The organism is Finegoldia sp. P1-F-LS (assembly GCF_052932205.1).
The window spans coordinates 1-22,327 of the sequence record NZ_JBRFJH010000001.1; the positions used below are offsets into that span (position 1 = coordinate 1).

48 protein-coding genes and 10 tRNA genes are annotated in these 22,327 nt (G+C 32.0%); 53 read left to right on the forward strand and 5 right to left on the reverse strand.

All coding sequences use genetic code 11. The features are described 5' to 3' along the window. Positions 1-41: 41 nt before the first annotated feature. The 10 genes from ACU68Y_RS00005 to ACU68Y_RS00050 all read left to right on the forward strand — a co-directional run bounded on the left by ACU68Y_RS00005 (position 42) and on the right by ACU68Y_RS00050 (position 1,003). A tRNA-Tyr gene (locus ACU68Y_RS00005) sits at positions 42-126 on the forward strand. A 36-nt stretch (positions 127-162) separates the two neighbouring features. Next, positions 163-236: transfer RNA gene (locus ACU68Y_RS00010), tRNA-Gly, on the forward strand. Between the two features lie 5 nt (positions 237-241). Further along, a tRNA-Arg gene (locus ACU68Y_RS00015) sits at positions 242-318 on the forward strand. A 7-nt stretch (positions 319-325) separates the two neighbouring features. After that, positions 326-402: transfer RNA gene (locus tag ACU68Y_RS00020), tRNA-Gln, on the forward strand. A gap of 4 nt (positions 403-406) precedes the next feature. Then, positions 407-482 (forward strand) — tRNA-Lys (locus ACU68Y_RS00025). A gap of 5 nt (positions 483-487) precedes the next feature. After that, positions 488-576, forward strand: a tRNA-Ser gene (locus ACU68Y_RS00030). Positions 577-595: 19 nt separating this feature from the next. Further along, positions 596-686, forward strand: a tRNA-Ser gene (locus ACU68Y_RS00035). 20 nt (positions 687-706) lie between these two features. Then, positions 707-783, forward strand: a tRNA-Ile gene (locus tag ACU68Y_RS00040). A 69-nt stretch (positions 784-852) separates the two neighbouring features. Then, positions 853-928 (forward strand) — tRNA-Phe (locus ACU68Y_RS00045). Further along, positions 929-1,003: transfer RNA gene (locus ACU68Y_RS00050), tRNA-Trp, on the forward strand. On the opposite strand, the gene ACU68Y_RS00055 is transcribed toward ACU68Y_RS00050, so the two are convergent. From ACU68Y_RS00055 to ACU68Y_RS00065, 3 genes are all read right to left on the reverse strand, one after another. Further along, positions 991-2,427 carry a recombinase family protein gene (locus ACU68Y_RS00055; RefSeq protein WP_316532301.1) on the reverse strand — a complete coding sequence of 479 codons (1,437 nt, stop codon included), beginning with the start codon at positions 2,425-2,427 and terminating at the stop codon, positions 991-993. The two genes, ACU68Y_RS00050 and ACU68Y_RS00055, sit on opposite strands and share 13 nt — an antisense overlap. Before the next feature lie 192 nt (positions 2,428-2,619). Further along, complete coding sequence (locus ACU68Y_RS00060; protein WP_446755137.1) at positions 2,620-3,036, reverse strand: ImmA/IrrE family metallo-endopeptidase; 417 nt, start codon at positions 3,034-3,036, stop codon at positions 2,620-2,622. After that, positions 3,029-3,514 carry a helix-turn-helix domain-containing protein gene (locus ACU68Y_RS00065; protein WP_446755138.1) on the reverse strand — a complete coding sequence of 162 codons (486 nt, stop codon included), beginning with the start codon at positions 3,512-3,514 and terminating at the stop codon, positions 3,029-3,031. Before ACU68Y_RS00065 ends, ACU68Y_RS00060 begins: the two co-directional genes overlap by 8 nt. Positions 3,515-3,674: 160 nt before the next feature. On the opposite strand from ACU68Y_RS00065, the gene ACU68Y_RS00070 reads away from it, so the two are divergent. From ACU68Y_RS00070 to ACU68Y_RS00080, 3 genes are all read left to right on the forward strand, one after another. Continuing rightward, positions 3,675-3,806 carry a hypothetical protein gene (locus tag ACU68Y_RS00070; RefSeq protein WP_002839278.1) on the forward strand — a complete coding sequence of 44 codons (132 nt, stop codon included), beginning with the start codon at positions 3,675-3,677 and terminating at the stop codon, positions 3,804-3,806. A gap of 313 nt (positions 3,807-4,119) precedes the next feature. After that, entirely contained in the window at positions 4,120-4,335 is a 216-nt protein-coding gene (locus ACU68Y_RS00075; protein ID WP_446765314.1) for a hypothetical protein, read from the forward strand. A 32-nt stretch (positions 4,336-4,367) separates the two neighbouring features. After that, positions 4,368-4,520, forward strand: coding sequence for a hypothetical protein (locus tag ACU68Y_RS00080; protein ID WP_446755139.1), 153 nt, complete (start codon positions 4,368-4,370; stop codon positions 4,518-4,520). Here the strand turns inward: ACU68Y_RS00080 and ACU68Y_RS00085 are convergent. Further along, complete coding sequence (locus ACU68Y_RS00085; protein ID WP_316531820.1) at positions 4,517-4,723, reverse strand: hypothetical protein; 207 nt, start codon at positions 4,721-4,723, stop codon at positions 4,517-4,519. The genes ACU68Y_RS00080 and ACU68Y_RS00085 overlap by 4 nt on opposite strands. Positions 4,724-4,800: 77 nt before the next feature. Between ACU68Y_RS00085 and ACU68Y_RS00090 the strand changes: the two genes are divergently transcribed. Both ACU68Y_RS00090 and ACU68Y_RS00095 read left to right on the forward strand, forming a co-directional pair. After that, complete coding sequence (locus ACU68Y_RS00090; protein ID WP_316531819.1) at positions 4,801-4,986, forward strand: helix-turn-helix transcriptional regulator; 186 nt, start codon at positions 4,801-4,803, stop codon at positions 4,984-4,986. Between the two features lie 12 nt (positions 4,987-4,998). Next, positions 4,999-5,166: a hypothetical protein gene (locus ACU68Y_RS00095; RefSeq protein ID WP_308578015.1), complete on the forward strand. Its 168-nt coding sequence runs from the start codon at positions 4,999-5,001 to the stop codon at positions 5,164-5,166. A gap of 2 nt (positions 5,167-5,168) precedes the next feature. Here ACU68Y_RS00095 and ACU68Y_RS00100 read toward each other — a convergent pair whose 3' ends face one another. Beyond that, the gene (locus ACU68Y_RS00100; protein WP_002839253.1) at positions 5,169-5,405 is read right to left on the reverse strand and encodes a hypothetical protein; all 237 of its coding nucleotides are present in this window, start codon (positions 5,403-5,405) and stop codon (positions 5,169-5,171) included. Between the two features lie 56 nt (positions 5,406-5,461). Between ACU68Y_RS00100 and ACU68Y_RS00105 the strand changes: the two genes are divergently transcribed. From ACU68Y_RS00105 to ACU68Y_RS00290, 38 genes are all read left to right on the forward strand, one after another. Continuing rightward, positions 5,462-5,683, forward strand: coding sequence for a helix-turn-helix transcriptional regulator (locus ACU68Y_RS00105; protein WP_308611079.1), 222 nt, complete (start codon positions 5,462-5,464; stop codon positions 5,681-5,683). A 20-nt stretch (positions 5,684-5,703) separates the two neighbouring features. After that, a complete protein-coding gene (locus ACU68Y_RS00110; RefSeq protein ID WP_446755140.1) occupies positions 5,704-6,513 on the forward strand; it encodes a phage antirepressor KilAC domain-containing protein in 810 nt (269 codons plus the stop codon). Between the two features lie 2 nt (positions 6,514-6,515). Beyond that, entirely contained in the window at positions 6,516-6,677 is a 162-nt protein-coding gene (locus ACU68Y_RS00115; protein WP_446755141.1) for a hypothetical protein, read from the forward strand. Beyond that, positions 6,652-6,873, forward strand: coding sequence for a hypothetical protein (locus tag ACU68Y_RS00120; RefSeq protein ID WP_446755142.1), 222 nt, complete (start codon positions 6,652-6,654; stop codon positions 6,871-6,873). The genes ACU68Y_RS00115 and ACU68Y_RS00120 overlap by 26 nt, the downstream gene beginning before the upstream one ends. Further along, positions 6,873-7,697 carry a DNA-methyltransferase gene (locus ACU68Y_RS00125; RefSeq protein WP_446755143.1) on the forward strand — a complete coding sequence of 275 codons (825 nt, stop codon included), beginning with the start codon at positions 6,873-6,875 and terminating at the stop codon, positions 7,695-7,697. The genes ACU68Y_RS00120 and ACU68Y_RS00125 overlap by 1 nt, the downstream gene beginning before the upstream one ends. Beyond that, a complete protein-coding gene (locus ACU68Y_RS00130) occupies positions 7,678-7,905 on the forward strand; it encodes a DUF3310 domain-containing protein (protein WP_446755144.1) in 228 nt (75 codons plus the stop codon). The genes ACU68Y_RS00125 and ACU68Y_RS00130 overlap by 20 nt, the downstream gene beginning before the upstream one ends. After that, positions 7,906-8,208, forward strand: coding sequence for a hypothetical protein (locus tag ACU68Y_RS00135; RefSeq protein WP_446755145.1), 303 nt, complete (start codon positions 7,906-7,908; stop codon positions 8,206-8,208). Further along, the gene (locus ACU68Y_RS00140; protein ID WP_446755146.1) at positions 8,205-8,390 is read left to right on the forward strand and encodes a hypothetical protein; all 186 of its coding nucleotides are present in this window, start codon (positions 8,205-8,207) and stop codon (positions 8,388-8,390) included. Before ACU68Y_RS00135 ends, ACU68Y_RS00140 begins: the two co-directional genes overlap by 4 nt. 90 nt (positions 8,391-8,480) lie before the next feature. Continuing rightward, entirely contained in the window at positions 8,481-8,816 is a 336-nt protein-coding gene (locus ACU68Y_RS00145; RefSeq protein WP_446755147.1) for a hypothetical protein, read from the forward strand. Further along, positions 8,809-9,021 (forward strand): hypothetical protein, encoded by a 213-nt coding sequence (locus ACU68Y_RS00150; RefSeq protein ID WP_316094911.1) that lies wholly within the window; start codon positions 8,809-8,811, stop codon positions 9,019-9,021. Before ACU68Y_RS00145 ends, ACU68Y_RS00150 begins: the two co-directional genes overlap by 8 nt. Continuing rightward, positions 9,021-9,503 (forward strand): siphovirus Gp157 family protein, encoded by a 483-nt coding sequence (locus ACU68Y_RS00155; RefSeq protein ID WP_446755148.1) that lies wholly within the window; start codon positions 9,021-9,023, stop codon positions 9,501-9,503. The genes ACU68Y_RS00150 and ACU68Y_RS00155 overlap by 1 nt, the downstream gene beginning before the upstream one ends. Then, entirely contained in the window at positions 9,503-10,156 is a 654-nt protein-coding gene (locus tag ACU68Y_RS00160; protein WP_446755149.1) for an AAA family ATPase, read from the forward strand. Before ACU68Y_RS00155 ends, ACU68Y_RS00160 begins: the two co-directional genes overlap by 1 nt. A 3-nt stretch (positions 10,157-10,159) precedes the next feature. After that, complete coding sequence (locus ACU68Y_RS00165; protein ID WP_446755150.1) at positions 10,160-10,747, forward strand: hypothetical protein; 588 nt, start codon at positions 10,160-10,162, stop codon at positions 10,745-10,747. A gap of 11 nt (positions 10,748-10,758) precedes the next feature. Next, on the forward strand, positions 10,759-11,604 hold the full coding sequence (locus tag ACU68Y_RS00170; RefSeq protein WP_446755151.1) for a DnaD domain protein: 846 nt from the start codon (positions 10,759-10,761) through the stop codon (positions 11,602-11,604). Further along, a complete protein-coding gene (locus tag ACU68Y_RS00175) occupies positions 11,582-11,929 on the forward strand; it encodes a DUF1064 domain-containing protein (protein WP_446755152.1) in 348 nt (115 codons plus the stop codon). Before ACU68Y_RS00170 ends, ACU68Y_RS00175 begins: the two co-directional genes overlap by 23 nt. Next, the gene (locus ACU68Y_RS00180) at positions 11,929-12,126 is read left to right on the forward strand and encodes a defense against restriction DarA-related protein (RefSeq protein ID WP_446755153.1); all 198 of its coding nucleotides are present in this window, start codon (positions 11,929-11,931) and stop codon (positions 12,124-12,126) included. The genes ACU68Y_RS00175 and ACU68Y_RS00180 overlap by 1 nt, the downstream gene beginning before the upstream one ends. Further along, entirely contained in the window at positions 12,110-12,544 is a 435-nt protein-coding gene (locus tag ACU68Y_RS00185) for a hypothetical protein (RefSeq protein WP_446755154.1), read from the forward strand. The genes ACU68Y_RS00180 and ACU68Y_RS00185 overlap by 17 nt, the downstream gene beginning before the upstream one ends. Then, positions 12,541-12,714: a hypothetical protein gene (locus tag ACU68Y_RS00190; protein ID WP_316517832.1), complete on the forward strand. Its 174-nt coding sequence runs from the start codon at positions 12,541-12,543 to the stop codon at positions 12,712-12,714. Before ACU68Y_RS00185 ends, ACU68Y_RS00190 begins: the two co-directional genes overlap by 4 nt. Before the next feature lies 1 nt (position 12,715). After that, on the forward strand, positions 12,716-13,072 hold the full coding sequence (locus ACU68Y_RS00195) for a hypothetical protein (RefSeq protein WP_446755155.1): 357 nt from the start codon (positions 12,716-12,718) through the stop codon (positions 13,070-13,072). Continuing rightward, positions 13,062-13,529, forward strand: coding sequence for a hypothetical protein (locus tag ACU68Y_RS00200; protein WP_446755156.1), 468 nt, complete (start codon positions 13,062-13,064; stop codon positions 13,527-13,529). The genes ACU68Y_RS00195 and ACU68Y_RS00200 overlap by 11 nt, the downstream gene beginning before the upstream one ends. Next, positions 13,516-13,689 (forward strand): hypothetical protein, encoded by a 174-nt coding sequence (locus tag ACU68Y_RS00205; protein WP_446755157.1) that lies wholly within the window; start codon positions 13,516-13,518, stop codon positions 13,687-13,689. The genes ACU68Y_RS00200 and ACU68Y_RS00205 overlap by 14 nt, the downstream gene beginning before the upstream one ends. Continuing rightward, entirely contained in the window at positions 13,670-13,951 is a 282-nt protein-coding gene (locus tag ACU68Y_RS00210) for a hypothetical protein (RefSeq protein WP_446755158.1), read from the forward strand. The genes ACU68Y_RS00205 and ACU68Y_RS00210 overlap by 20 nt, the downstream gene beginning before the upstream one ends. 17 nt (positions 13,952-13,968) lie before the next feature. Then, a complete protein-coding gene (locus ACU68Y_RS00215; protein WP_446755159.1) occupies positions 13,969-14,226 on the forward strand; it encodes a hypothetical protein in 258 nt (85 codons plus the stop codon). Continuing rightward, positions 14,223-14,420, forward strand: coding sequence for a hypothetical protein (locus ACU68Y_RS00220; RefSeq protein ID WP_446755160.1), 198 nt, complete (start codon positions 14,223-14,225; stop codon positions 14,418-14,420). Before ACU68Y_RS00215 ends, ACU68Y_RS00220 begins: the two co-directional genes overlap by 4 nt. After that, positions 14,410-14,592, forward strand: a complete 183-nt coding sequence (locus ACU68Y_RS00225; RefSeq protein WP_446755161.1) for a hypothetical protein — start codon at positions 14,410-14,412, stop codon at positions 14,590-14,592. Before ACU68Y_RS00220 ends, ACU68Y_RS00225 begins: the two co-directional genes overlap by 11 nt. Then, the gene (locus tag ACU68Y_RS00230; RefSeq protein WP_446755162.1) at positions 14,592-14,843 is read left to right on the forward strand and encodes a hypothetical protein; all 252 of its coding nucleotides are present in this window, start codon (positions 14,592-14,594) and stop codon (positions 14,841-14,843) included. Before ACU68Y_RS00225 ends, ACU68Y_RS00230 begins: the two co-directional genes overlap by 1 nt. Continuing rightward, a complete protein-coding gene (locus ACU68Y_RS00235) occupies positions 14,840-15,034 on the forward strand; it encodes a hypothetical protein (RefSeq protein ID WP_446755163.1) in 195 nt (64 codons plus the stop codon). Before ACU68Y_RS00230 ends, ACU68Y_RS00235 begins: the two co-directional genes overlap by 4 nt. Next, positions 15,031-15,192, forward strand: a complete 162-nt coding sequence (locus tag ACU68Y_RS00240; protein WP_446755164.1) for a hypothetical protein — start codon at positions 15,031-15,033, stop codon at positions 15,190-15,192. The genes ACU68Y_RS00235 and ACU68Y_RS00240 overlap by 4 nt, the downstream gene beginning before the upstream one ends. Then, a complete protein-coding gene (locus tag ACU68Y_RS00245; RefSeq protein WP_446755165.1) occupies positions 15,182-15,556 on the forward strand; it encodes a hypothetical protein in 375 nt (124 codons plus the stop codon). The genes ACU68Y_RS00240 and ACU68Y_RS00245 overlap by 11 nt, the downstream gene beginning before the upstream one ends. 3 nt (positions 15,557-15,559) lie before the next feature. After that, positions 15,560-15,955 carry a hypothetical protein gene (locus tag ACU68Y_RS00250; RefSeq protein WP_446755166.1) on the forward strand — a complete coding sequence of 132 codons (396 nt, stop codon included), beginning with the start codon at positions 15,560-15,562 and terminating at the stop codon, positions 15,953-15,955. A 232-nt stretch (positions 15,956-16,187) separates the two neighbouring features. Further along, positions 16,188-16,682 carry an HNH endonuclease gene (locus tag ACU68Y_RS00255; protein WP_446755167.1) on the forward strand — a complete coding sequence of 165 codons (495 nt, stop codon included), beginning with the start codon at positions 16,188-16,190 and terminating at the stop codon, positions 16,680-16,682. Then, on the forward strand, positions 16,675-17,106 hold the full coding sequence (locus tag ACU68Y_RS00260; protein ID WP_446755168.1) for a terminase small subunit: 432 nt from the start codon (positions 16,675-16,677) through the stop codon (positions 17,104-17,106). The genes ACU68Y_RS00255 and ACU68Y_RS00260 overlap by 8 nt, the downstream gene beginning before the upstream one ends. A gap of 26 nt (positions 17,107-17,132) precedes the next feature. Then, a complete protein-coding gene (locus tag ACU68Y_RS00265) occupies positions 17,133-18,362 on the forward strand; it encodes a PBSX family phage terminase large subunit (RefSeq protein ID WP_446755169.1) in 1,230 nt (409 codons plus the stop codon). Then, positions 18,362-19,723, forward strand: coding sequence for a phage portal protein (locus ACU68Y_RS00270; protein WP_446755170.1), 1,362 nt, complete (start codon positions 18,362-18,364; stop codon positions 19,721-19,723). Before ACU68Y_RS00265 ends, ACU68Y_RS00270 begins: the two co-directional genes overlap by 1 nt. Next, the gene (locus ACU68Y_RS00275) at positions 19,701-21,230 is read left to right on the forward strand and encodes a minor capsid protein (protein WP_446755171.1); all 1,530 of its coding nucleotides are present in this window, start codon (positions 19,701-19,703) and stop codon (positions 21,228-21,230) included. The genes ACU68Y_RS00270 and ACU68Y_RS00275 overlap by 23 nt, the downstream gene beginning before the upstream one ends. 2 nt (positions 21,231-21,232) lie before the next feature. Then, positions 21,233-21,424: a hypothetical protein gene (locus ACU68Y_RS00280; protein ID WP_094224053.1), complete on the forward strand. Its 192-nt coding sequence runs from the start codon at positions 21,233-21,235 to the stop codon at positions 21,422-21,424. A 13-nt stretch (positions 21,425-21,437) separates the two neighbouring features. Next, complete coding sequence (locus tag ACU68Y_RS00285; protein WP_446755172.1) at positions 21,438-21,824, forward strand: GTP pyrophosphokinase; 387 nt, start codon at positions 21,438-21,440, stop codon at positions 21,822-21,824. Positions 21,825-21,901: 77 nt separating this feature from the next. Next, positions 21,902-22,186 carry a hypothetical protein gene (locus ACU68Y_RS00290; RefSeq protein ID WP_446755173.1) on the forward strand — a complete coding sequence of 95 codons (285 nt, stop codon included), beginning with the start codon at positions 21,902-21,904 and terminating at the stop codon, positions 22,184-22,186. Positions 22,187-22,327 lie beyond the last annotated feature (141 nt).

Below are 22,327 nucleotides of genomic sequence, written 5' to 3' on the forward strand. Positions count from 1 at the left end.
GTCCTCCCACCAGCTCCAAATCCTTTTTAATAAAGGATCAAGGAGGAGTTCCCGAGTGGCCAAAGGGGACGGACTGTAAATCCGTTACTTTATGTTTCGGTGGTTCAAATCCACCCTCCTCCACCAATAAAATTTACAGAATAATAAAAAAATTACCTATATGCGGGTGTAGCTCAGTGGTAGAGCCCCAGCCTTCCAAGCTGGTTGCGAGGGTTCGATTCCCTTCACCCGCTCCAATTAAGCACCTATAGCTCAGCTGGATAGAGCAACGGACTTCTAATCCGTGTGCCGGAGGTTCGAATCCCCCTAGGTGCGCCAATAATAGTGGGGTGTCGCCAAGTTGGTAAGGCACAAGACTTTGACTCTTGCATTCCACAGGTTCGAGTCCTGTCACCCCAGCCAATATGGTTCATTAGCTCAGATGGTAGAGCACCTGACTTTTAATCAGGGTGTCCCGGGTTCGAGTCCCGGATGAGCCACCAAATGTGGAGAGGTATCGAAGTGGTCATAACGAGGCGGTCTTGAAAACCGTTTGGGGGCAACCCCGCGTGGGTTCGAATCCCACCCTCTCCGCCATTTTAAATTACTTTATTTAGGAGAAATACTCAAGTGGCTGAAGAGGCTCCCCTGCTAAGGGAGTAGATCCTTAACGGGATGCGAGGGTTCAAATCCCTCTTTCTCCGCCAAGAATATAAGATTTATTCTTGGGCCTTTAGCTCAGTTGGTTAGAGCGCCCGGCTCATAACCGGTAGGTCCCGGGTTCGAGTCCCTGAAGGCCCACCAATTTATTTCTTGATTTATTCAAGAAATATTTTTTTATAATATTGAAATCATTTCCTAAATAAAGTACGTGCCCAGATAGCTCAGTCGGTAGAGCAAAGGACTGAAAATCCTTGTGTCGCTGGTTCGATTCCGGCTCTGGGCACCAAGGGGATTAGTTCAGTGGTAGAACGTCGGTCTCCAAAACCGGATGTCAGGGGTTCAAGTCCTCTATCCCCTGCCACTAAAAGTAGTAAGCGAACACGCTTTTAATGTTGATAATTCAACGTTTACTTGTGTGTTGCTTGCTACTATTTTTTTTATTAAAGTTTGGATAACTTTTTTTTGATGTTTTCTATCTTTAAACAAGTTGTTTTTATTTATATAAAAATATTCTCTTACTTCGTCAAGTGTGATGTGTTCTTTTTCAGTTATTTTTGATAGATTAAATTTGAGTTCTTGTTTTTGTTGTTCTAGTGAATTTACTTTTTCAATTATTTGATCACTTATTAATCCTTTTGCTATTGCTTTTGAGTACTGATCTATTTCTTTGGTTATTTCTTTTATTTTGTTTTCTAATACTTCTTTTTCATTGTTGTCTTCTGTAAAATCATTTATTGATTGGTATGTTGCTTGTATAAATTGTTCAATGTTATTTTTGTAGAAGATTATATCTGTTAGAAATTCACAAATTTGTTTTTCTAATTTATCTGCGCGTTCCCAAGTGTTACAGTGTTTGCACTTATAATAATAATATTTACGTCCACCTTTACCACGTCCAGATGATCCAATCATTTTATGAATTGTTCCATCTTCGCACTTGTGGTAAATAATTCCAGATAGGAGATAGTCGTAATCCGATTTTTTGCTTGATCTGATTTGTTTTACTTTCATAATTTCTTGCACCTCTTCAAATGTTTTCGCATCGATTATTGGGTCTATTACATTTTCTGCAATGAATTCTCTTTCTTTGCCTAGATTTTTAACGTAATCGCCTTTGTAAAGACGTCTTTTTAATATTGAATATATTACTGAGTTGTTTGTAAATTTGTTGCCTGTTTTTGTTCTGTATCCGTTTGTGTTTAGATATTTCATAATATCTGCATATGTGTAATGTAATAGATACATTTCAAATATCTTTTGTACGCCTTTTGCTTCTTGCTCATTTATTGTATATTGCCCGTCGACTATATCATATCCATAAGGGACGTTTCCACCTATGAATTTATAGCTACGCATGTTTTCGTCGATTCCTTTTTTTACTTCACGTGATAGGTTAGCGGAGTAGTATTCTGCCATACCTTCGAGGACTGATTCCATTATGATTGATTCAGGGGAGCCGTCGATGTTTTCTAATACGCTGAGTAGTTGTTTGCCATTCTTTTTGAGTTTTAGTTTATAGCTTGCGCTATCGTATCTATTTCTTGCAAATCTATCTAATTTGTGAACTATTACATAGTCGTATTCTTTGTATCTGCTTTCTTTAATCAGTTTCAAAAACTGTGGTCGATTATCCGTTGTAGCGCTTTTTGCGTGGTCTTCGTATGTTTTTATTAGTTTGATGTTATTTTGTATGCAATACACGTCTATTGCTCTTTTTTGTGCTTGTATTGATTCTTCTCTTTGTCCCGCGCTTGAGAATCTAACATAAGCCACTGCTGTTTTCATATTTTAACTCCTTTTTATTTTAATTAAAGAGCATACGTGATATAATAAGTTTGTGAATTGTGAGTATATCATGTATGCTCAGGTGCCCCTTACATTTATTGTGAGGGGTATTTTTTTATTTCTTCATTTAATCATTTATTAAATGCTTAAATATTGTTAGTACGAAAAAATGTAATATGGCGTAATAAGCGTTTAATTGTCTTGTATTATGTATTGAATGATGTCTTCGTTTACTTGTAGTAGTTTTGCGTATTGCTGTGCTGTGTATTGGTATATTGGATCTATTTGTTTTCCTAAGAGTTTGAATGCGAAGTAGTCGGCTTCTTTTTCTGTTTGGGTTTTGTGTGTGGTTAGTTTTGAATACTGGATTATTTCATGATCGTGTAATACTGCGTGTCCTATTTCATGGGCAAGTACGAAATCGTGTAGTTGTTCTGGGATTGTTTCAGATATGTAGATGATTTGTTTGCCGTTGTGGTTGACGTATTCTGTAGTATTACTGCGTGTGATTAGTTTGATGTCTAGGTATTCTAGTATGTCTTTGAGGTTGTTTGTTCCTACTACTTCAACTAATCCTTGTACTATGAGGTCTATGTCTTGTTTAGTCATCTTCGAAGTCTTCCTTGTATTTTATGTATAGTTGTTCTAGTTCTTCATCTGTCATGTCATAGATTGATTTCATGTCGCCATAGGCTGCACGCTGGAACTGTTTGAGGTAGCAGATCATTTCATCACGTGATATAACGGGGTATGCTTTGGAGATGTTCTTGGCTGTTGTGAGTATTATTATTTTTCCTTGTGTATTGGAGTTGTTGTAGTGTGTGATTAGTTGTTCTTGGTCTGTTGTTAGTTTGTTTGTGTTAGTTTCAATTTTATCTTCTATTAAATCTGATTTGTTAACGTTAAAATAATTAGCTAACATTTCTATCTTATCTATTCTTGGGTATGTTTTAGCGTTAATCCAATCAGAAACAGTCATGTATTTAAATCCTAAGTCATCACATAATTTATTTCTATTAATACCAAATTTATTCATGTAAAATTTTAAGTTAGAAGAAAAAACTTCTTTATTTTCTAATGATTTCATTATTGCTCCTCCTTGGTGAAAATATTATAGCACTAAATCACGATAAAAACAAGAAAATTTGAAAATATTTCAAATAATCACGGAAAAAATAAAAAAAATATTGACAACACGGTTAAACCGTGATAAAATAAAATCATCAAGTACAGGAGGTGAGAAAAAGGTGAGCGAAGAGCAAGAAAAAAAGAAGTCTGATGAAAATCTAATCAAATTGGCTTTAATAACTGCAATTATTAGTCTAGCTGAAAAGATTATAGATTTAATCATCAAACTTCTAGATATGTGGGGGAGTTAATCCTCCACAGGCTATTAGCTTATCTTTATTATATATGAGAAATAGGTATAAGGCAATAAAATACGTACTGGTAGCTATTATAATCGTGGATTTGATTTTGATAGCTTTGAAACTGGTTAGGTAGGAATGGGGGTGATGAATGTGAGTGAAGAAAAAGAGCGTACTTTTATTCTAAAAGAAATAAAAAATGAGATATCAAACTTGGTATCTATTAGTAAGTTAATGACGGTGATTTTAATCATACTATTGTCGCTGAAACTGCTAAAACTATAGGTTTTGATTGGTGGAAATTGTATGAATAGAGAGGGGTGAGATGATGGATTTAAACATTAATAAGGTTCTTCATTTCGATGAAGTTGGAGCTGAGGGTGTTTCATTAGAAGATAATGAAAGCAATTATTTAAAAGATGATGTCAAGGAAATTATTGTGGAAACTGATGAAAATGACCCTAAAACCATTGCTATAATAAGCGATGTGCTTAAACCAAGTAATGGTTATAGAGTCAGAGTCAAGTTTAAATACGATTAATGGAAATTGTATAAATAGAGAGGGGTGAGTGTATGGATAAAGAAATTATTGTCAAATTTGATTTAAAAGAGCAACTAACTCAATTCGATCTAGAACGATTAAAAACATGTTTTAGCTTGGTTGAGATGATTGAAAAAGAGTACAATGACCATTGTACTCAGATTCATATAAATATTGAAATTTAATATAGATGAACATTTTGTCCGTTTTCTTCTATATCTCCAGTACTTAACTCTGTAGCTAAAACTTTAATAAAGGTTGCTACTTTCTTTGCATATTCTTCTTCTGAAGTAGCACCATTAGCAAGTCCGTTCTGAATAGCTATGGGAGCTAATTCCTTCGCTAAGTTTAACGCAGCATTCTTATTATATGCTAACATGTTGCTCATAATTTATTCACCTCCTTTACTTATTATTATACCATATATAGTGGTAAATTCACATAAAAAGGAGATAGATATACAACATGTTGAATTTATTAATTAGATTAAGAAAAGAAAATGGATTGAGTCAATCCGATTTGGGAAAACTTGTTGGAAAGAATCAAAGAACAATTAGTAAATATGAGTTAGAAGATGGCGAACTTCCAGTCAGTGTAGCGAAAAGGATTGCGAAATTGTTTGATGTTGATTGGTGGAAGTTATATGAATAGGGAGGTGAGTGTATGAAAAAAACAGATTTAATTGAATTTTTGGAATTTAGGAGTAAATTCACAAATAGAGAATGGAATGAGATTAATAGATGTGTTGAATTTCGTGAGAGAGAAAAAGCCGCCCAAACTAAATTGGACGACTTAGATAAGAAGATCATTCTTGAAAGAATAAGATTTTAGTTTTATTCTTCAACAATTTGAATGAATATAGGGTTGATACGATAGTCTTTTCCTTTAAATTGGATATGGACGTAATCTAACTGATAGAATGTATTCGGTTCTTTTACTGATGGAGAATATATTCCTGCATTTTCTTCGTACCATTGATTTGCAGAAACGTGATCTTCTCCTATAGTGGCAGTATCATCAGTAGATAGATTAACCCAATTACCAAGTAAACAAGCATAGACGTTTTTCATAATATAATCACCTCCTTTACGGTGATTATAGCACAGATAAAGAAAGGGGTGAGGGTATGGAGAATGACTTCAAAATTACGTTGAAAGCTTTAAGAGCAAATAAAGGGGTAACATTGTCGCAAGCGGCAAAAGATTTAAATGTTTCGAAAACTACTTTATCTAGTTGGGAAAATGCGATAACTTATCCTAGAGTTAATGAATTGCCAAAGATAGAAAAATACTACAATATGAAGTATGATAAAATTAATTTTTTAATTAAAAACACGGTTAAACCGTAATAAATAAAAGGAGAAGTACTATGAATGATTTACAAATTTTTAAAAATAATGAATTTGGAGAAGTAAGAACAAAAGTAATAAACAATGAACCTTATTTTAGTCTTACTGATATTTGTAGGATTTTAGAGATTAACAATCCAAGAATGGCTAAGACTAGACTTAACGGAGACGGTGTCAGTACTACTGACATAGGGGTAGTAACTGGTAAAAAAGCAGATGGATCGGATGCTATTCAAAATGTGAAGATGAACTTCATCAACGAGTCCAACCTCTATAAATTAATATTTCAAAGTAGAAAGCCTGAAGCAGAAAAATTCAGTGATTGGGTTACATCAGAAGTACTCCCAACAATCAGAAAGCACGGGGCGTATATGAGTAGTGATGTCATCGAAAAGACTTTAAGTGATCCAGATTATCTTATACGTCTTGCTACTAACTTGAAGGAAGAAAAGGCGAAGAGGGCGTTGGCAGAGGCACAAATCGAAAAAGACAAGCCGAAGGTGTTATTTGCTGATACTGTATCTGCTAGTAATAAGTCGTGTTTGGTTGGTGAATTGGCGAAGTTGATTAGTCAAGAGGCTATCAGACGTGGTGAGATTAACAAGAAGATTGGTCAAAATAATTTGTTTGCTTGGATGCGTAGTAATGGATATTTGTGCAAGAGTGGTGAAAGAAAAAATCAACCGCTGCAACAATATGTTGAACAAGGGTTGTTTGAGCTTAAGAAGGGAACTTATGTTGATGGCAATGGTGTAAATGTTCTGACTACTACGACGAAGGTTACGGGTAAGGGGATTATTTACTTTATAAACAAATTTTTAGGAGCGTAGGTATGAACAAGGAAATAGTAATAAATGACATAAATTTGAATGAACAAGCTATTAAAGAGGTTAGCAAACTAATTGCTATTAAGTTTATGGAAGATAGGGCAGAAAAAAGAAGAGAAGAGGTAAGAAGGGAGTTAGGTTATGGAAAAGAGAGTATCAGATTTTGATGACAAAAGTTATTTTAATTTCAAAAGACCAAAAAGAGAAAAAAGAAGTATTGGAAATAGCAAAAGAACTAAGAGAAAAAGAATTGAAAAAGTAGACAAACTTGATGATATGAGAGTTCTAGGAAGTATGTGTATCATGATTTTGAAGTTTTTCGTGTTGTTGAATGTTTTAGTAATAACTTCGAGGATGTTGTAATGGTAGAAATATTTCACGATAATTTTCAGAACTTTAAAAGATACCATATACCAAAAGCACAACTTGTTATCGCTGATATTCCTTATAATTTGGGAGTTAAAGCATACGGAAGTAATCCAACTTGGTATGTTGGAGGGGACAGAAAAAACGGAGAGAGCAAGAACGCAAAATCAACGTTTTTTAATGGTGACGGACAATTCAATTTGGCAGAATACATGCACTTTTGTAACAATATGCTGATAAAAGAGCCGAAGGAAAGAGGGAAAGCACCTGCAATGATTGTGTTTTGTGCATTTGAGCAAATACCAACGATTGTACATTACGGCAAGAAGCACGGATTTAAGAATCATTATCCTATTGTGTTTATCAAAAATTATAGTCCACAAGTTTTGAAAGCAAATATGCGAATTGTCGGAGCTACTGAATACGCGGTTGTACTTTATAGAAATAAACTACCAAAATTCAACAATTACTACAACGATAAAACGAATATGATTATGAATCATTTTAATTGGGTTAGGGATAACAAAAATGTATATCCAAAAATACATCCTACTCAAAAGCCTGTTAATTTGTTGAAAGAACTAATAAAAATATTCACTGATGAAAATGATGTTGTTATTGATCCAGTCGCTGGCAGTGGTTCAACTTTAAGAGCTTGTCAAGAACTTAATCGTGTAGGTTACGGATTTGAAACTTCGTTGAAATTCTATAAGGAAGCAAAAGACAAGATGATTGTAAGTGATGAAGATTTAAAGCTTGATGATATTTTAAGCTACAAGAGACCTGAAAAGGAGTTGAAAAATGCAAGAAAACAAGGATAGGTACATGATAAATAATGAAAATGCTATGAGGACAATTATTCTTTTTAGCAATATCAATAATTGCAAGGTTGAAGACGGTTTTTATTTATGTAATACGTTGAAATATTTAATCAGATACAACGATAAAAATGGATTAGACGATTTATTAAAAGCTAAAGACTATTTAGAAATGTTGATATGCTACTTGAGCAACGCAGACGAGGTGTAAATGGCTAATTGGTTTAAATATACAGCAGAGCAAGGTCAATTTTTGGTTGACAATATAGAAGTAACAAACAAAAAATTAGCAATACTATTTGAAGAAAAATTTGGTATAAATATCACCACAAAATATTTAGCTAATTTTAAGTATAGAGTTAGCAAGAAAACTATAAATACAACTAAGTTCAATACAAAAATTGGAGAAAGTTATGTAAATAAGGATAGTAGGTTATCAGAGGAGATACCAAAAGATATAAAAGAAAATGCTAATTTATTTAGAGAAATGGCGAAAAGAGGAGTGAAGAAATGAAATTTAGGGCGACGATTGATTTTGACATTACAGATGAATGTTTAGAATACTTTTACGATAATTCAGTATATAAGCTAAAAGGAGAATTAGATGAGTATTTCAAACATAGAATTGTGATTGATTTTCAAAAGAGTGAGGGTATGCAAGGTTATTACAGAGGAACGGATATAAAAGAGTTATAAAGGCAAAATCGACTGTAAACAAGCACGAATACAGCCGATAAAAAAATATTATTCAATGTGATTATATCACGAAATTAAAGGAGTGTATATATGCTGTTAGATGAAATAAATAGAATAAGTGAAAAGATTGAGCAGTTAGCAGATAGTGAGGATTTAGAATTTCAGTTTAGCACAGGGCAGTTTCCAATTACTTGTACATTTACTAGAAAACCTAATAATCAGATGTCAATGATTGAACATGAGTTGATAGCTGGAGGACAATTAGTATTTATATTTGATGAAGAAATGCAAGTTGCTATTAAAGATGATTTTAAGATTAATGATGATAAATTGAACGCATTAAAAAATAATTGCAAGAAGTTGCATTACACGTTCTTGCAAATATATTTTATGAACAATAAAGAAAAGGAGAATTTAAATGATTAGTTCAAGGCAAGAAATAGTGTATACGTGTGCTGATGGTGAAAAGTTTTATACAAAAGAGGACGCAGTAAATCATGAAGTCAGATTACAAATAACAACGTTGTTACAAGGTAGTTTGTATCAATACGAAAACACTTTAGATAGTGTAGTAGATTTTGTTCTTAAAAATTTAGATGAAATAAATAAAATTGTGGGGTACGAGTATTAATGAATTTATTTGAACTAACTGAAAATTATGTGAAGTTCTTTACAATGCTTGAAGAAGCAGATGAAATCACCGAAGAACTAGAAGAAATGGCAAATAATCTCAACATTGCTATTGAAGAAAAAAGCGATAACTATGTGAAGATGATTAAAAACCTAGACGCTGATGTTGAAGCTTATAAAAATCAAGAAAAGATATTCAACAAGAAAAGAAAAACTGCCGAAAATAAAATAGCTTGGTTGAAGAAAAATCTACAAGCAAGCATGGAACAAACAGGGCGTAAAAGAGTTGAGACTGAATTATTCACTATTAGTATCCAAAAGAACACACCGTCGCTTGATATAACGAGCGAAGATAACATAGGTGATGAATACTATAAGGTTGAACGCACACTCAACAAAAAAGACCTCTTAAAAGACATTAAAGAGGGTTTGATTATAGACGGTGTAGGTATAAAACAAACAGAAAGTTTGAGGATACGTTAATGTCAAATTTAATACTGATATTAGGTCAATCGGGTACTGGGAAAAGTACAAGTATAAGGAATATGAATAGTGAAGACACATTCATAATTCAAGCAGTAAACAAGCCACTACCATTTAAAGGTTTTAAGAAAAACTACCCGATTATGGATAAAGACGGAAAAGGCAAAAGACTTGTTAGTGACAACTACGATAAAATTATCAGTTGTTTAAAGTATTTGAATAACAATAAAGACATCAAGAACATCATCATAGACGACTTCCAATATGTAATTAGTAATGAGTTTATGGTACGTGCAAAAGAAAAGGGATTTGATAAGTTTACAGAAATGGCACAACACTATTACATGATTATTGATGTTGCAAGCAGATTAAGGGAAGACTTAAATATCTTCTTTTTAAGTCACAATGAACAAAAAGAAGATGGAACAAGCAAGGTGAAAACTATAGGTAAATTACTTGACGAAAAAATTACCATTGAGGGATTGTTCACAATAGTATTAAACACAGTAATTCAAGATGGCAAATATTATTTTGAAACACAAAATAGCGGATTTAATACAACAAAAAGTCCGTTAGGAATGTTTGATGAAAGATTAATAGAGAATGATTTGTTGCAAGTAACAAACAAAATAAATGAATATTACGGAGGATAAAAGATGTTTACAATTAATGATGATTACAATAATGAAGAGTTGAAGTTTAGCAGCGCAATTAAAAAAAGTGGCGTATATGTGATGAAATGCACAAGAGCAAAAATATATAAGAGCGCGAATACAAATTCTGAGAGTTTGGGATTGACGTTTGAAGATAAAGATGGTCTAAAAGCGTGGTTTAACGTTTGGTACAAAAACAAAAACGGCGAAGATGTTGAGTTTGCAACACGACATATCAATCATTTGTTGGCTTTGTGTAAGATCACTAAAAATAATTTGAATTGGGACAAGGACGGCAACGTGGTAAGTCTTATAGATAAGTATGTTGGTGTTATCGTTGAGGTTGATAAGGGATTGGATTATAACGACAACTCAAAAGAGGTATACGAATATAAACTTCAAGGATTTTACGATTACAACACAAACAAGACGATTAAGGAATTGAGAGATAATGCTCCAGCTGTAATTGTCAATAAGATGATTGAAAAGTACAAGGACAGTGAAGAGGTTGTATTAAATAATTCAAATAGCAGCAGTAAACATAATGATATGGGAATGACTGAAACATTTGATAGCAATCTTCCATTCTAGGAAGTGATTAGATGGCTTACGGATGGATTAGTATTCATAGGAAGATTCAAGACAATTTAATATGGGAAGACAAACCATTTTCAAGAGGACAAGCTTGGATTGATTTGTTGTTGTTGGCTAATCATGAAGATAGGCAAGTATTATTTAACGGGAGTGCTATCCAGGTCAAGAGGGGCGAAAAAATAACGTCCCTCAGACAATTATCCGAACGCTGGGGATGGAGTATAACGAAAGTAAAAAAGTTTTTGAATTTGTTAAGTGATGAAAAAATGATTAGCTATAAAAGTGACAGTAAAAAAACGGTCTATAATATAGTAAATTACGAGGTTTATCAAGATAGCGAAAACACAAAAAGTAACACTGAAATAACACTGAAAGAAAACAAAAAGAAAACAGAAATAAATCAAAAAGAAACAAACAATAATATAAATAATTACAATAATGTTAATAATAATAACGGTGTTGATCAATCAGAATTGAATTTGGATGATCCAAAGTTGGCTGAGCTAATAAAACTGTACGAGGATTGTGGTTTTGGTTTGATATCTCCTTACAGTGCTAATATGCTTAGAGATTATATGGAAATGTATAGTTTTCAGTGGGTAAAAGAGGCAATACAGATTGCAGAGCAAAATAATATTAGAACATTAGCATATATCAATGGAATTTTGAAGAAAAAGAAAGCAGGAACGAATAAACCAAGAAACAATTATGGGAAGAAACAAACATATTATAGACCAAAGCAGGACGATGAATTATCTGAGGAATCAAGAAATTTAAACAATAAAGTTCTAAATAGTTTTATTGAGAAAATGAAAAAAGAAGAGGTAAAAAATGGCGAGACGAAACAAGTATAATGCGAAAAAGACCGTAGTTGATGGAATTGAATTTGACAGTATACGAGAATCAGAAAGATATCGTGAATTGAAGTTGTTGGAAAAAGCAAATGAAATTAGGAATCTGGAATTACAACCTAGATTCCTTTTACAAGATAAATTCAAGGATAAACAAGGGAATACACATAGAAAGATTGAGTATGTTGCAGATTTTATGTATATCGACAAGGACGATAAAAAAATCGTTGAAGATGTTAAGGGCATGATGACTGGTGTATATAAGCTGAAAAAGAAACTGTTTTTGAATTTGTACGACAGTGAATATGATTTTAGGGAGATAAGATGATGAAAAAATACATTTACGGAATGAGATTGAGAGGTTGTAGTATTGGTACACAACCAAATGGATTTGAAATTATAGAAAACACGATTGAGGACAAGTATTATGATTTGTTAGCTTATGACAGAGTATTGACCGATGAAGAACTTAAAAAATATGAACTAGACTATATTGGAGTTATGGGAAATGGCGAAATGGACTAAAGAGGAGACAAAAATTCTTGAACAAACAATTATTGAAAACGAGGGTATAGATTTCAACGGTTTTGTAGACTTGTTAGCAGAAAAAATTGATAGACCGAAAAAAAGTATAATTGCTAAAACTAACAATGATGATAAAACTAAGAGATTATTAAGGGATAATAGGATAATACGAAAAACGATAAAAAAAACTGCGAATGTAGTTGTTGCTAATGAGATTATAAAGAAATTCAAACGTGGAAACAGTTATGAGTTAAGTAATTATGGAAAAATGAAGAACATGGGACTTGATAATTGGACTAGACGTGCTAAATTGATTAGCAAAACAGATAGGTTTGGTGTATTTGATTTAGGAAGCAGAAAAGAGTGTTTTTTGTGGACTTGCTACGGAATTGACTGGAAAGTTAAGGGGATAAGATGAAAGTTAAAGACTTAATAAAAGAGCTGGAATATTTTTATTTGCAAGATGAAGACAGTGAAATATTAGCTTATTTCTATGATAAAGAAAGTGACGTAGAGTATGAATGTGACTTTAAGGTAGATGGAGACATAATTCCTTTATTGAATTTGGAAGAAATTAGGAGATATTAAGATGAGAATTAAAAGTAATAACACTTTTAGAGTAAACAGAAAAAAACTGTTGAAAAATGCTGATAATATAAGGCTTGAATTTGAAGAATGTAATCAAGGATTAAGAGCTATTCGAGGCTATGGAGATAAGGAAAGTTATAAGTTTGGAAGCAATAATTCACTAATAGCAATCTTAAATGACAATATTCTAAAATTGTTGTTATCAAGCTATGGCGATATATGTGGATTTGAATTTGAAAAAGGAGACTTGTTTGGCAAAAAGATTGAATGTTATGGCGACGTGTACGACTGTATGCTCATGATGGACGTGTTGAAACTGTTAGACGGTTGCGTTGTGGAGGCGGAAGATGAAGACTAAAGAATTTATTAAAAGAGTTGATATATTAGGATTTAAAATATACAAAAATAATTACTGTGATGGCACAAAATATTTTGTAATACAAAACTCATTTGATGTAACAATGTGCTATGTTACGATAAATAAACTTTTTGAAATGGATATTCGTTTTAGTGAATATATGAGCGAAACACTTGTTGATTTAATTGTTGAGTATGCAAAAACACCTGTAGAGGACAGAGAAGAAGAGAAGAAGTTTTATTTGAGACATAGGTTTTTAACATCATTATTAAGGGATATGAAATACTCATTTATAAATTACGACACTAAGTATAATGACATATATTTATCCAGTAACGAAGCGTTGGATTATGTAAAAACTAAATTTACCCTAAAAGAGATTGAAGAAATCAAAGAAAAATTTGATACGGATTTAAGCGATTTTGAATTGGTAGAGGTGGAAGATGAAAAAGTTTAAAATACATTTTGAGTTTGAGCCTTATGATTACTGGACTAAAAATGATGTGAAAGAGATGATTGAAACAGTCATAGACCCTATATATCATTTAGGAGATTCAAGTATCAGTGAAATAAATATAGAAGAAATCGAGGTGGAAGATGACGCTAAAACCAACTAAAGATATTAAAGAATATGAGAAATATGGATTTAAAAAGTGTAAAGGTAGTTATGGCAAAAATGGTTGCTATTACTTATGTGTAGCTAAAGGTTGCAAAATGATTTTTCTAAGTAAAGCGATGATTGATATTATAGATTGGTCCGATAGCGACCCAAGAATACACAAAAGACCGAATTGTAGATATAGCGATACAAGGACAGCTTTAGATATTGTTACAGGTCTTGCAATTGATGACATGATTACAACAGATTTTCGATTATAGAATGGAAGGTAAAAAAAATGAAAGTTTACATGGTTATTGAAATAGATGATGGTGGCTCTGGCGGTTGGGGAGAATATGTTAGATTATGTGGAATTTATACAAATGAGCATGAAGCTTATAGAAGAAAACAAGAATTAGACGCAACAATTGATGAAGAAGGATATCTAATAGAAAAAGATGAAGAGTTTCTTAACGATACAAGATATATGTATGTTGTTATCCCTGTTGAAGTTAATAAAGATATAGATGAATTGTTAGGAGGGTATGCTGAATGATGAGGGATAAACAATATCAATTTAATTTGACGGAAAAACAGGTTGATATAATAAATGAATTGATTAAGAAAGAATTCCAAAATGAATTGGTAAATAATAGAGAGGAACTTATATCTTTAGGGTGTCATCTTAATTTTGAATTAGGTTTTAATAAAGGTATTGAAGAATTTGGGAGGATAGACAATGACGACTAAAATTAAAATTGTATTTAAAGATAATCAGGAACGTGTGTTTGATGCTAATAGATTTACTTTTAATAAAGACGGATTTTGTGATTTAGAATTTTATGAAGATAATAAAAAAAGACTTGATGCTTGTGTAGCAATGGATGAAATTAAATATTTGAGGTTTGTGGAGGTGGAATAATGGCTATTTGGGTTACTTTTTACTATGGGATAGCAGCAGGCATGAAAGATTATAAGGAGCATAAAAATAAAGAGGAAGCAGAAAAGTATTTTAGGGAAACATATAGAAATTATTTTTCTTTGGATACAGGTCTTGGGAATTTAAAACCACCTTGTTCTTATGGATATCCTCATAGAAAATATTATTTAATGACTAAATATAAGTTCAATAAGTGTTTTGAGCAAAACTTCAAAAATGAGGTGCATGAATGACAATCAAAGAAGTTGAAAAATTGCTTTTAGCTTGTGAAGTTGATTTTGAGGAATTAGAACAGAATATTTTTAGAAATCAATCAGACGCTAAAAAAGACGATAGTGCAGATATAAATGCAATGTTGATAAACAGGATTAGGAAAAATATTAATTCAAGATTATACAAGATTGAAAATGGGAGATATAGATGAGTAACAGATTAAAATTCAGATTAGCTATATGTGTATTTTGGTTTATTTTGATTTTAACAGGTACAGATTATAACAGTATTATTTTATCAGTCGTGTTAGTTAGTTATATAGAATATATTTTTGATGAAGAAGAGAGGAGAAAAAACAATGAATTTTGAAGAATTAAAAACAAACGTAGAAGAATGGGCAGATGATAAGGATTTATTACACAGTGAAAACGCAGACAAACAATTTATGAAATTTATTGAGGAAGTTTTTGAATTTAAGAGCGAGATGGATATCTTAGTTAGATACAGAAACTATTACAGAGAAAATCCACAAAAGAAGATTCCGAAAGCTGAACACGAAAGAATAACAAAAAAGGCTGAGTTGGAGTTGGGCGATATTATCGTTACTTTGATTGTGTTATCTAAACAACTAAACGTAGATATTGCAGAGTGCTTGAACATGGCTTATGAGAAGATTTCGAAGCGTAAAGGTAAGACTGTTAATGGATTATTCATAAAAGAGGAAGACCTATAAACGATGACTAAGAAGGAATTGCAACGAATCTATTTATTAGATTTGAGAATTAGTGCGGATATAAAAGAGTTGGAGAAGTTGAACTCTCTTAAATATTCGATTAGATCACCTTCCGCTTTTGGAGAAAAGGTGCAATCAAGCGTAAGAGATGACAATGATTTGATTGAAAAGATTGTGGATTTGGAAAGCAAAATCAATAGAAATATTAGTGAGCTAATCAATCTGAGAGAGGATTACAAGAAAAAAATTAGCAGTGTGGATGGAGAGTTTGGGATTCTATTGAATTTGAGATACATTCAATGTTTGAAATGGCATGAGATTGCGAAGATTATGCATCGAAGTGTAGAAATGATATACAAAATGCATGGAAAGGCATTAAATATCATCAAGGATATGTAAATTGGACAGTAAATTACAGTAAATTACAGTATGAATTATGATATAGTGATATTGAAAAGAATTGAGCAAAAATAATTTTTTGTTTAGTTTCATATTCACTCCGATTTAATTTATACATAAGAAGGTCGATACGCTGGTATCGGCTTTTTTATTGGAGTTAAAGAAAATGATTTTATTTAGGATTATCTAATTGTGGATAGTCCTTTTTATTTGGAAAGCGAGGTGATGTGCTTTGAAGAAATTGACAATTAAACAGAATAAGTTTGCTGATGAGTACATCATCAGACAACGCATCTGGGCTTGCATGGAGTTAGCAAAGCGATACATGATGGGTTATGATTCAATTCCTGAAAGTTTAGCTTCAGAATGTAAAACAATTATAGCTAGCAAAGATACGAATTATATGCAAAAATTAGCCGCAAAATCAATATTACAAATAAAATATGGAAAAATTGAAACTAATAATATTATTGAAGAATATGCAATAGTAACAGACAGAAACGATTCTTTAGTTGCGAGATGGGTTAAAAAAGTAAAAAAACGTGATAAAGTATGTCAAATCTGTGGCTCAGACAAAAATTTAGTTGTACATCATATTAGCCATTGGGCAGATGACCCGATTAATAGAATAAATGTAAATAATGGTATATTGCTTTGTGCTAAATGTCATTCACTACAACACCCCGATTTACCGTTAGGTTTATTTATGGAGGTGAAAGATGAATAATAGACAACAATTGTTCTGTGAAGAATATTTGAAGGATCTTAATGCAACTAAAGCAGCCATTAGAGCTGGGTATAGCGAAAAAACGGCATACTCACAAGGACAAAGATTGTTGAAGAATGTTGAAATTAAAAATAGACTTCAAGAAATAAGAGAAAAGATACAAGACGAAAATATCGCAACAATAAAAGATATAGAGGAGTTTTTATCGCTTTCACTTAATGGTGAAATGGAAGAAGAAGTTATTTCAGTAGTTGCCGAAATAGAAGGTTCCTCAAAGGTTGTAAAAACAAAAAAACAAATATCTTTGAGAGACAGAATAAAAGCGGCGGAACTTCTTGGCAAGAGGTATGGTTTGTGGACTGAAAAACAAGAGGTCGATATTAATTTACCTACTTTTATCGATGATATTCAAGAGGCTGATTAGTTTTGGGTGCTATTCGTGTTTCAAATTTGATTGGTCAAGGATATAACGAGTTTTGGAATTGTAAGAAGTTTTATAAAGTGGTCAAAGGTAGTAGGGGTAGTAAGAAATCCGTTACTACACAGATAGAAATTATTTATAAGATGATGAAATATCCCTGGATGAATGTTATTGCTGCTAGAAGGTATCAAAATACCTTGAGAGATAGTGTGTTTGTAGGATTGAAGAGTGCCACGAATAGATTAGGAGTTCAAAATTTATGGCAATTTACGGTTAGCCCAATGGAAGCAACGTATATTCCTACTGGTCAGAAAATACTATTTCGTGGTTTTGATGATGCTTTGAAAATGACTTCAATTCAATTAGAGAAAGGATCTATCACTCATTTATGGCTAGAGGAAGCTTATGAGTTAGAGAGTAGGGATAAATTGGATACCGTTGTAGAAGGTATGAGGGGCATTTTAGAAGACAAAAATGCATACAGGCAGGTTATACTTACTTTTAATCCTTGGAGCGAAAATCATTGGTTAAAAAGCGAATTTTTTGACGCTAAAGATGATGATGTATTTACTCTAACTACTACATACAAGCTTAATGAGTGGTTAGATGAGCAAACTATAAAAAGATATGAGAAGCTCTATAAAACTAATCCTAGACGTGCAAAGATTGTGTGTGATGGCGAGTGGGGAGTGTCTGAGGGTCTTGTTTTTGAGAATGTAGAGTATAGACCGTTAGATAAGGATTTTCTAGCGAAACAAAATTACGAGCTAATAGTTGGGTTGGATTTTGGTTTTACTCATGATCCAACTGCTCTTGTGGTTTCTTGGCTTGATAGTGAAAATGGGATTTTGTATCTGATTGATGAGCATTACGAAACTGGTATGCATACTAATGAAATTGCTAGAATGATTAAATCTAAAGGGTATTCCAAATCTCTTATTATTGCTGACTGTGCCGAGGACAGATTGATTTCTGAGCTGAATAATGATTACGGTCTTCGAATAAAGAAGTCTAGGAAAGGCAAGAGCAGTGTTAACCAGGGGATTGATAAGTTACAAAGTTTGAAAATTATTTGTGATACATCCCTAGTTAGCTGCAAAGAAGAGTTTTATAGTTACTCATATAAATTTGATAAGGTTATGGGGAAATTTACTAATATTCCAGAAGATAAAAATAACCATTTAATGGATGCTTTACGATATAGTTTACAGTCTGCATCTGATAAGGTTAGTGTCCAATTGTTTAGGGGGATAATTTAATGACAACACATGTTACAGAGACTATTAATTTAGTTAACGATTCAATAGATAAGGAGTTTACTATTTCTGAGGATTCTGGAATGACTCCAGAATTGCTGGATAAATTTATTCAAAGACATAAGAATAATATAGGTCACTATCAAAAGTTAAAAAATATGTATGAGACTGTGTATCCTATTTCTTTTAAACCTAAAAAGGAGGATAGCTACAAGCCTGACAATCGACTATCAGTAAACTTCGCAAAGTATATTGTAGATACTTTTAATGGGTATTTTATTGGAAATCCTATAAAATCAACTCATGAAAACAAGAAGGTTAATGATTATTTAGATTTTTTGGATAGTTACAATAATCAAGATGATAATAATGCTGAATTGTCAAAGATTTGTAGTATATATGGACACGGATTTGAACTTATTTTTAATGATGAGAACGGAAGAATCGGATTAACATATTTGAATCCTATGCAAGCTTTTTTGGTGTTTGATGAGAGCATAAGAAGAAAAGTGCTGTATTGCGTTAGATATTATAAGAACTCTGATGGAAAGATTGAGGGTACTTTTTCTGATGATAAGAAGATTACTCATTTTATGTACACAGATCATGGGTTAAAGTTTATTTCAGAAGAAGAACATTATTTTAATGATGTGCCAGTTGTTGAATATGTTGAGAATGCAGAGCGTAAGGGGATTTTTGAGAGTGTTGAGAGTCTTATTAACGCTTTTAATAAATCAATTAGTGAAAAAGCTAATGACGTGGACTATTATGCTGATGCGTATATGAAAATATTAGGTGAAAAGTTAGATGAAGATGTTATCAAGAATTTAAGAGACTATCGAATTATTAATGTTAGCGGAGAAAATTCTGAGAAAGTGGTAGTTGATTTCTTAGCAAAACCTAATAGTGACACTACTCAAGAAAATCTATTGAATAGACTAGAGCGTTTGATATTTCAAATTTCAATGGTGGCTAATATTTCTGATGAAAACTTTGCTCAATCAACTGGAGTGTCTTTAAAATACAAATTACAAGCTATGGACAATTTAGCAAGAACTAAAGAGCGTAAATTTACAGCTGGACTTAACAGGAGATATAAGATAATTTCCAATTATCCTGGTAGTCCTTTGGATGGTGATGATTGGGTTAAGATTAGGTATAAATTTACTAGGAATGTTCCATCTAACTTATTAGAAGAAACAGAAATAGCACGTAATTTAAGTGGTATTGTATCGGAAGAAACTCAAGTCAATGTTTTAAGCATTGTGGATAATGCAAAAGATGAGATTGAAAATAAGAGAAAAGACATTGAAGGTTCTGATGGTTTTATGAGGGTAGTAAATGAAGAACCTAAACCAGTATAATGAATACTCAAGTAAAAGACAAAAAGAGTTATGGGATAATTTGGAAAAAGATGAGGCTAAGTTAATCGAAAAACTTACTCAATTTTACAAGGAAGAATCTCATAAGCTTGGCAAAGAAATTGCAGAATATTTTGCCAGGTATGGTAAGGATAATGTTATTGAATACAGATCACTCTTAGCTAGACTAAGTAGTGTTGACAGAAAATTATTATATGAAAGATTTGATGATTTTATTGAAAAATACCCACAATACAAGCACTTAACTGATGTAAGAAAGTCTATTTATAAGTTGACAAGGCTAGAAGGACTTAATGAGTCTATAAAGTTGCAGCAATTAGAAATTGGTGCTAAAGAAGTTGATAGATTACATGATTATTTGGTGGATTTATACGGAGATACTTATTATGAGATGGCGGATAGTATGGGATTTGGAAGAACTATGCTTAGTTTTGATAAAGAGAGTGCTGAGCTATTAATTAATAAGAAATGGACTCAACAAAAAGATTACAGTGATAGAATATGGGAAAATAAAAATAAGCTTATTAGTTACTTAACTAATGATTTTAAGACGTCTATTATAAGAGGTGACAGTTTCAATAGAGTTGTAAAACAAATGTCTGAGAGGTTTGTTGATCGCTCAAGAGCAGATATTAAGAGAATTGTACGAACAGAAGGTACAAGAATCAATAATGAAGCTATGATGAAGACATTTGATGATTCTAAACTATATGATGAGTATGAGTATGTAGCAGTTATAGATAGAAAAACAAGTGATGTGTGCAAGGATTTGGACGGGGAGATATTTAAGCTCAAGGATCGTGAGGTCGGGATAAACTTTCCGCCAATGCATGTTAACTGCCGTAGTAGTTTTAGCGTGGTTATACCAGATGATTATGTAGATAGGTATGAGAAACTGTATGGCGATTATTTTGAATCAACTGAGATAGCAGAAAATGAAATTAATAAATTGAAACCTTATGAGAAAAACATTACATCTATACTTAAATCAATAGAACATGATAATAGATCAAAATTAGTAGGTTTAGATTTTAGGTTTAAAAGCATAGAAAGCTTATCCCGTAAGATAATCGCAGATTCAAAAGAAAAAGAAATTTCTTTGGAAGATGCAGCAAAAGGAATCAATGATAAATTAAGATATACTTTTGTTAGTAAGGAGAAAGATTTTACTAATAATTATTTCAAAACTGTTGGAACACTAAGGAATAAAGGGTATAATATAGTTAGAGTAAAAAACACTTTTGAACAAAATGTTGTTTATAAAGGAGTTAATACTTTAGTCGAAGATAACAACGGGGTAATATTTGAATTACAGTATCATACTGATAAGTCTTATTTTGTAAAAGAACACGGATTACATGAAATATATGAGCAACAAAGAGTGTTAGACAGAAATAAGAATAATATGAAATGGGATAATTTAACCAAAGAAATGATAAAAATTAGTAATAAAATTCCAATACCCAAGTATGTAGAAAGGATTAAATGATTATGAAGTTTAAAACGCCAACTGTATATTATTATTGTCCAGACTATAAAAAGTATGTTAAACGTGAAGGTGGCATGTATTATTGCATAAAAGATGGTAAGGAAGTATTTAATGATTTCTATTCTAAAATTGATTTGGGGTCGATATATACAGAAGATATAACAAAGGAAGAATATTATGCTCAACTATCTTAGAGCCTTTTTTATTATGTTGAATGCACATAAAGGTCAAAAAGATAAAGGCGGACACGCATACTTTTTACATCCTTTAAGAGTTTCTAAGAAAATAAGTGACAGGCGATATAAGATAGTTGCACTGTTGCACGATGTTTTAGAAGATTCTGACAAATACACAATTAATGATTTTGACTTTCTTGACTCTGAACAAAAAGATGCTTTGATTAAACTTACGCATCCAGAAAATGTAGCATACATGGATTATGTAAAAAATATAAAAAGTAACAGCATTGCAAGAAAAGTAAAACTAATGGATTTAGAAGATAATATGAATTTAAACAGACTGAAATGTCTTACAGAAAAAGACTTTAAAAGAGTTGAAAAATACAAGAAAGCTAGAGGTTATCTTTTAGCATAAAATTAATAGCACACTAACTAATTACAGCTGTAATGGGTTAGATGTGCTTTTTTAGTACAAATTTTTAGGAGTAAAAAATGAAAAGTGTAAAAATAGGCTGGAAAGAGTATGAAATAGTAGAAGCAGAAATAAATACTGCCATGATAGAGAATCCTAAAGAATGCTATGGTGAAATAGATTACAACAAATGTAAGATATATTTAAATGCAAATTACGGTGACGATATAAAGCAAGAAACACTACTGCATGAGATTCTTCATGGAATATCTGATATGTATGATTTAGATATGAGCGAAAATTTTGTAACTAGATTATCAAATGCAATATTTACAATGATTAAAGACAATAATTTAAGCATATAATTAGGTGAATGCTATAAAAAAAGATTTTTAAATAAAATAAAAAATAAAGTCAGACAAGAAATATCACATTCTTTATGACTAGACCTAGATAAGTCTATAAACTGTCTATTTTTTAATGCACTCAACTAGCTGAGGTTAAAG